Genomic DNA, 6,861 nt, shown 5'->3' with positions numbered 1-6,861 from the left:
ACCCCCTCCGGCGTGGCGCCGGGCGGGAACAGCGCCCCCACCGTCTGGCTGATGCGGGTATCCTGCGGCCAGGCGCTGTCAGTCACCTGCCACAGGTACACCGGCGGCTGCCAGCGCAGGGCCTCCCCGACCTGCTCGAGGGTGCGAAGATGGTTATCCAGGGTAGCGCAGGTCGCCTGCGCCTCATCAAGCGCCAGCACGATGCCGTCCAGCGGACGGCTGCGGCGCAGCTTGCGCAGGGCGGCCAGGCGCTCAGTATCCGGCGCCGATGACAGAGTGCCGCCGTAAATCAGCACCGTGCGGTGGCCTTCGAGCCACTGCTTTTCCGCCAGACCGGGGGCGATGGCGGCAATGTGCGCGGGTTCACCGGCTACCAGCAGCAGGCGGACTTTGTGGCGCCAGAAACGGGTAAAGCGGCGGCGGAGATATTGACGCAGTTCAGTAAGATAATGCGAATTTGCATCCAGGGTTTGTTGATGTGTGGCGGGTCCTGGATGATAAATCTTGTTTAAAGCCTCGGCTCGCGCCAAAGCATTCCACCCTTGCAGAATAAAAGGTGATAACCACATCAGTAAAAACCACGCTCCTGCAAGGTATAGCAGGAACATTTGTAATGTGAAGGGAGGTAAACCGAGCGCGTCCTTTAAAAACCAATACAGGCAACCAATAATCACCAGAAATAGAGTGATCGTTACTGAACACCAGATGAACTGGCGAAAAAGAGAGCCTTGATGTTCCTTATCATTTATCAATGGTAATTACTCCAATAATACATTTACGCATTTGATCCTGGGCTATCCATCCACATGATTGCCCAGCCTCAAGGCTTCTGAAGGCAGCCATAGAAATTGCAACAAATGGGGACATTTGCTGCAGGTCCCCCCAATATGGGGCAAGGATGTGTTCCAGCGTCGGCCATCCTCCCGATTGCAAATATTCTGCTGCACGGTTATTAAATGACAGACAGTGTTCAGGCGGAGAAGTCATAAGGGAAATTTTTTCAACCTGCCTGGTTAGCATCAGGGCGGTTTCATCTGGAGTATCCTGCCGTTCAGCACGTTGCACGATAACTTTTTTTTCTACCCCGACGCACCAGACAAACCCTGCTTCTCCGGTAATCTGCGTAGAGTCGATGTGGCTCGCCGAATAAATGCCAGCACACAGTAATCTATTTTTATGCCGGGAGAGACGATGGTAATGGTCGATAGCATCATCTAACTGATCGATATCGTTCAGCGGTAAAAGCGGCTGCTGAAACTGCCATCCTGAATCACATAACGTCTGCATAAACTGTTGCCCCGCTTGTGACGAACCACACCAGTACAACGCCTGAAATACTGGAGGACATGAGCTTTTTAATGCGTATGTCTCAATCAACGTGCGCACTAAATGTCGAGTTAATGCCGCCTCCCGGCGCCAAATGTCGTTTTCCAGTATTTGTGGGCAACGCAAAACCCTGAAACCATGCTGGGTTATTAAATATTCTGGCGGAGAGCTATCTCGCGCCAGAGCAGCCAGATGATGCTCTGGTTTATCACCGCCCGGCCCCAGCAAACACCATGGTTCTATCGGAAGTCCGGCCGCTCGTTGCCGCCACCATCGCACTTCCTCCTGCTGCAGTATATGGCGATAAGCCCGTTGGTTCCCCGAAGCCACCTGATAAATCAAGACTCGTGCAGCAAACAGAAATCCGATAAAAAGGGTAGGAAAAACGGCAGTCCAGAACCAGAATTCTGCAGTATGGGTGGCCTTGTCTAAAGGCCATAACCAGAGGATAAAAAATGTAAACAGTAAATTACCCACCAGCCATGCCACTCCCCAGCGTTTTTTACAGGGGGGAACAACTCCCCGGTAATCAGGATAAAGCCGCGGATATTTCATAGCGCGATATCCATCTCCTGTAATGAACTCACCAAAGCGCAACCGCAGGTGCAACGGTGTCCATCCAGAGCAACAGACTTACCATCAATCATGGTTCCTGCTGCTCCCTCAATAATTGTTGTAGCTCCATGCTTATTGCACTGCACCGCATCCCCCACGCGGGCAATAGGCTTGCCAAAAGCAAGATATTTCCCGGATAAGACAGTTCCACCATATTCCCGTAAAGTATCGCCCTGTCGGACTATTTTTTTTAACGCGCTCATTGCCGGCTATCTCCTGTTACTGGCTGGCTCGACAAAGTTATTTAAATTTTCCACCAGTTCATCCAACTGTTTTTTATCACTCGCTGCTTCTTGCTGATTATAAATTTTGCGTAACTGGGTAACATTACGCGTGGGGAAAACTATATTCACATATAGCGGAACCTGGCATATCATTTCGCCATTGATATCGGAAACAGGACATGTTTGCATAGAAGACATATGCCTTACTTTCTCGACCATGCCACGGATAACTTTCCCGCCCATTTCACGGATCTTTTTATTTCTGGCAGCGATAGCCTCATTCTCCAGCTGCTGCGCCTGTGCCGATAATTCCATGCCGTCTTTCATGACGTTTCCTAACTTATCCACACCCCGATCCACTGCGGCAAATGCTTTATTTTCCTCAGCAACTAAATAAATATTTATACCAATAAGCACCTCGCCACCTTTTTGGCTCATTTTTAACAAAGAAGTCTCTTTATTAGCATCATCCCCGCTATAAATGGTACGGTAGCGAAAATAACCCGCCCACAGTTCGCGATACCCCAGACTAGATTGCATAAACCACGCACGTGAATCATGAATATGATCGTCATACAACTTACAAACTTGGGCATAGTGACTATCATCGGTAATCGCGCCACGATCGTCTTTAAAGAGTATTCCTTTTAACGAGTTAGCCGCGGTTTTCATCTGCGTATATTCAGCCGCCTGATCGTCAGGATCGAAGATGTACGTAATCCTCCCACCGATGCCATCAACCAGCATCTGCCATCCACCGCCAGTGTTATTCCGCGTCATGCCTACCGTGTAAGGAGAGAGAGCGTGATAATCTGCACGAAATTCGTCCGCTGCCTGCTGCAACTGCTGCTGATCGAGAGCAGGTTCGAATATTGGTACTCCCGGCGTATCCGGTATTATCTTGCGAGCCTTTTCACGCTCTTTCTGTTTTTCATCACGCGCCCTCTCACTTGCGTCACGGTGCTGCTGGTCCGTATCCCCACTATTCCATGCCGCTTCCTGATAAAAGGACTGACGCTGGTAACTGCCATTCGCAAAACGTCCTATACGCCAGGCAGTTATCCACGCCATCTGCTGTTCAATCACATTTTCCAGCGCATGCTTCAGGTCAACAGGTTGATAACCAGAGGTGGCGTTCTGCGGCAGGTCTGGCTGCAAAGTGGTGCGCCAGGCATTGAAGCGCTCGATAAGCGGTTGTTTGATTTTAAATTCCTGCAGAACGTCCTCACTCATATTCCGTGAAGGCTTACGCGATACTAAATCGGGCGGGATCATCTGTTCCGGTACCATCAGGGGGGCGCCCATAGCAAAGGCTGCGGCATAAAGATCGTGCAGCACAATCTGCGAGAGAATCAGCGCATCCTCAACGCTCTTCCCCTGCTCCCCCCGGGCATAGCCGCCGCCCACGTCAGAGTGAACACCAGGGTAAACCACCTCAAAGGTACTGGCGGGGTAATTTCCCTCCGTGCGTCTGACAGAATCGAGCGGAAAGCACAAACGCTGCTCGTGAGCGGAGACAAAATGGCAGCAGCGCTGAATAAATCCGGGGAATTGACTTTCATCCGGCAGCGCCAGATTATCATCCGCCCACGCCATATGCCCCTGAAATCCAGGGGCTATGCGTGCAATCCCTACCGAGGCCACGGTGTCGCAGAGACCAAGAAACTCAACGGCTATCGGCCAGCCCAGCAGAGTGGGTAGCGGAGTTTTCTCCTGTAGCAATGCCGCATCCAGGATGTCCGTTAACCAGTTCACAAAGGCGCGCGCCTCGGCGGCGCCGCGGGAGAAACCGTAGATAAACAGCTTGATTTTGAGGATTTTCGGCTGATGGGTTTTCGCTCTAGCGCGCAGTGGGGCAAACAGGTGACGGAATACGACCTGCCGCCTCATCGTTCTTATTGGTTTGTTTACTTTCGCCTTGCCTGCCATGTCCCTTGAAAGAGACTGTGCCAACCCCTTCGCTTCGCTATCACCCAGACGTTCTCCGGTTAATGTATGCCTGACGGCATCGACAATGCGCAGCAGTGCCCAATTAATTCGCGCCTCTCCCCCCGTGGCATATCTTAACCCCGCATCGCTAAAATCCAACTCGCCAATTTCCGGAAAAGCAGTCCCCACACCGGGTATATAGTAGCTATAATATCCGCTATCGATATCTTCAAGCGCCGTATGATAAAGTCGGGCGATATTGCTGGGGTTCGGTCTTTTTGCCTCAGCGCTTGCTTTTTCATTATTATTAGTGCCGTCAAAAAATAGGCTGACATGCAGGCTTTTACAACAAGGAGGGGTATTATTAAGACCATTTTGCGCATTCAGCGTTAGTTTAAACTCCTTCTCCTCACGTGTCTGTAAATCTACATTGGCTTGTACCAAGTCAATATTTTTGGGCAACCGGCCTTCAGCGGGGAAATACGGAGGTGCTAAAACCGACCTGACATTCATTTGGGGCATTGCTCAGGCTCCTCCATTTCACGGGGCTCTTTAATCGGATATTCAGCGGCACCATATGTTTTGCAAGAGGCAGTAACCTTGATTTGATTACAGGGCAAAAAATGGACGGTTAATCCGCATTTCCTGTCACCGTAGTCGGGAATATCGACTGTGGTGTAGTGTTTAACCCTCCCCTCTATAACTTTTTTTTCCCATGCCTTATATTTCTCCCAATCCTCATATCCAGGAAAGTTGATTATGTCTGAAGTCGTACTGACCACCCACACAACATCAGCCTTTAAACCTGGTCGCCATTTATCAGGCAGGGAAATGCAACAAGCTCCTCCCTTTTCCCCGAAGGAACCAATATTCGGCCCGATACTGCCGTTGACGCTGAAGCCGGGAATCTCCTGGCGTGTATGGTTAACCCCACGCAAATCACCGCTGCTCCAGGTTTCCGGTTGTTCACAACTGGTCAATAATAATGCCGCAAACAAAAACAGCGTATAGCCCCTGCATTTAGTAAACATCTTGATCATATTTATTTTTACTCTTTGTCTCACTCATGTAGGCGCATGCTGGCTTTAGGATACACACCAATGAATTATGCGCGAAAAATTACAGAGCCATTATTAATCAGGTCTCTTCTTTTTATCGATGGTTTGCTGTTCCCCCCCCCTCCCGATAAATACTCACTAAAAAAGCGCTCATTATCAAGCGGTGTTTCTTCATCCATCATCTGCAATCGCTGCCACAAATGATTAAATAATGTTTGCTTTGTAAACTCAGGATACCTGAAGTGATATTTTCTGATAAATCCTTCGATATCACTAATCATACCTAATTGGCTGTATTGAGCATCGGTAAGCGTTAATAATGTCGTCTCGCTAAAGTTATATTCACAGTTTTCACCCCGAAACCAGACGGATTGCCCATTGCGATTACGCCAGCTCCATAGTTGCGCAATATGTAGAAAATAATTTTTTTGTTGCTCAGTCAATACTGACGTTACCAACGCCGGGAATACTCGGGTATCATAAAATCGCATTAAGCCCTTACGGCCCTCCCATTCCGCAATAATCAGGTTCTGCAAATGTTTTGCCAACGAACTAAAATCACACACAGAAAAAAAGAGCAATATTCGCGCCGGATCATTATATTGCCGAAGTAAGGCTGACAACCACTCTTTGTGCTGCCATACATCAATACATAATTGCAAAAAAAGAGGCGCATCTTCAATAAACTCATTTTCCGGTTCATTCTCTAATAGCGAAACCCAGGCAATCTGCGGTTGAAACCGCATCAAATCATGAACTAAAGAGGGGGCATCCCCAGCCTGATCCACAATAATATTTACTGACACGGTATCCAGACAAGCACACACTTGTTCGATCTGTTTTAACCAATTTAATATTGAATTATCAGTATCTGCGTCCATTTGATATCCTTTTAGTTAGCGAGGGATAAATCCAGCGGCAGCTTCCTGTGCTTTACATAGACACTCTTTACAAATCGATTGTGGGAGTTCTGGTAATGGAAAGTCCTGCCTTGTCGGGCCTTCAAATACATGTTTTCCCTTAAGGCTTAACAAACCAGGCCCATGTATTTCAATTCGACCATCGGGAGACAACCGAATATACGCGCCACCGCATGCCAGGGTAATCCCATTTTTGGCTGTCAATTGCAAATGGCCCTGCGTGGACTGAATAGTAATATCTTTGAGCGCAGTAATAGACAGAGTATCTGCATGCGATTCCAGTTCGCAAGGCCCCTTACCAGAGACAATCCTTACTCCCTCTGTTTGAGCTAATAAAGAAATAGCGTAATTAGCATTAAGCGCAATGCGTTTGCTGCTGGCAATATGTACTTCGCCCATACTTTGGGCATAGAGTGCTTTCCCCGTCTGTAGCATCACTGTATCCGGACTGACAATCCCTACTCCAGCAGGGGCTGTCAACAACATAGCGGGTTTTTGAAGCCGTTCGGCCGCTTTTAAATAGTCACGTAAGCATTGTGCGTCGGGTTGCACGTTATGATGACTCTCAGCAATCTCTCCCCACTCAGTAGCCTGATGAATAGCACCTTTAACAAGGCTTATTGCTGACCCCATCTCAAGTACCTGCCCCTGCGCTTTCATCTGCGCATCAGCGGTGATGAATATCCCTTTCCCGGCCCGTATCGCTCCGTAGCTGTCGGTACGCAGCTCGAATCCCTCCCCGCGCGGCTGTTTTCCGCCGTCCACCAGATGCCCCAGGTTCAGCTGGCT

6 protein-coding genes and 1 pseudogene are annotated in these 6,861 nt (G+C 49.1%); all 7 read right to left on the bottom strand.

All coding sequences use genetic code 11. The features are described 5' to 3' along the window. Positions 1-569 (bottom strand): annotated as a pseudogene (locus ACSIPU_RS29790) (type VI secretion protein VasK); the annotation flags it as partial. Between the two features lie 172 nt (positions 570-741). Beyond that, positions 742-1,881: a hypothetical protein gene (locus ACSIPU_RS29785; protein ID WP_016809483.1), complete on the bottom strand. Its 1,140-nt coding sequence runs from the start codon at positions 1,879-1,881 to the stop codon at positions 742-744. Then, complete coding sequence (locus ACSIPU_RS29780) at positions 1,878-2,144, bottom strand: PAAR domain-containing protein (protein ID WP_016809482.1); 267 nt, start codon at positions 2,142-2,144, stop codon at positions 1,878-1,880. The genes ACSIPU_RS29785 and ACSIPU_RS29780 overlap by 4 nt, the downstream gene beginning before the upstream one ends. A gap of 6 nt (positions 2,145-2,150) precedes the next feature. Continuing rightward, positions 2,151-4,616: a T6SS phospholipase effector Tle1-like catalytic domain-containing protein gene (locus ACSIPU_RS29775; protein ID WP_023321344.1), complete on the bottom strand. Its 2,466-nt coding sequence runs from the start codon at positions 4,614-4,616 to the stop codon at positions 2,151-2,153. Next, entirely contained in the window at positions 4,604-5,134 is a 531-nt protein-coding gene (locus ACSIPU_RS29770; RefSeq protein WP_196558304.1) for a DUF3304 domain-containing protein, read from the bottom strand. Before ACSIPU_RS29770 ends, ACSIPU_RS29775 begins: the two co-directional genes overlap by 13 nt. Before the next feature lie 65 nt (positions 5,135-5,199). Then, positions 5,200-6,033, bottom strand: coding sequence for a DUF4123 domain-containing protein (locus ACSIPU_RS29765; RefSeq protein ID WP_196558302.1), 834 nt, complete (start codon positions 6,031-6,033; stop codon positions 5,200-5,202). Between the two features lie 15 nt (positions 6,034-6,048). Next, a partial coding sequence (locus ACSIPU_RS29760; protein ID WP_142306697.1) for a type VI secretion system Vgr family protein occupies positions 6,049-6,861 on the bottom strand: 813 nt, incomplete at its 5' end.

Source organism: Klebsiella sp. HN106, from assembly GCF_051209435.1.
Classification (GTDB): Bacteria; Pseudomonadota; Gammaproteobacteria; order Enterobacterales; family Enterobacteriaceae; genus Klebsiella; species Klebsiella oxytoca.
The sequence above is the reverse complement of the archived record's forward strand: the minus strand, read 5'-3'. Positions and strand labels throughout refer to the sequence as shown.

Coding starts and splice junctions, on each gene's coding strand:
- ACSIPU_RS29785 (WP_016809483.1), bottom strand. CDS start 1,881: ATGAAATATCCGCGGCTTTATCCTGATTACCGGGGAGTTGTTCCCCCC.
- ACSIPU_RS29765 (WP_196558302.1), bottom strand. CDS start 6,033: ATGGACGCAGATACTGATAATTCAATATTAAATTGGTTAAAACAGATC.
- ACSIPU_RS29770 (WP_196558304.1), bottom strand. CDS start 5,134: ATGATCAAGATGTTTACTAAATGCAGGGGCTATACGCTGTTTTTGTTT.
- ACSIPU_RS29780 (WP_016809482.1), bottom strand. CDS start 2,144: ATGAGCGCGTTAAAAAAAATAGTCCGACAGGGCGATACTTTACGGGAA.
- ACSIPU_RS29775 (WP_023321344.1), bottom strand. CDS start 4,616: ATGCCCCAAATGAATGTCAGGTCGGTTTTAGCACCTCCGTATTTCCCC.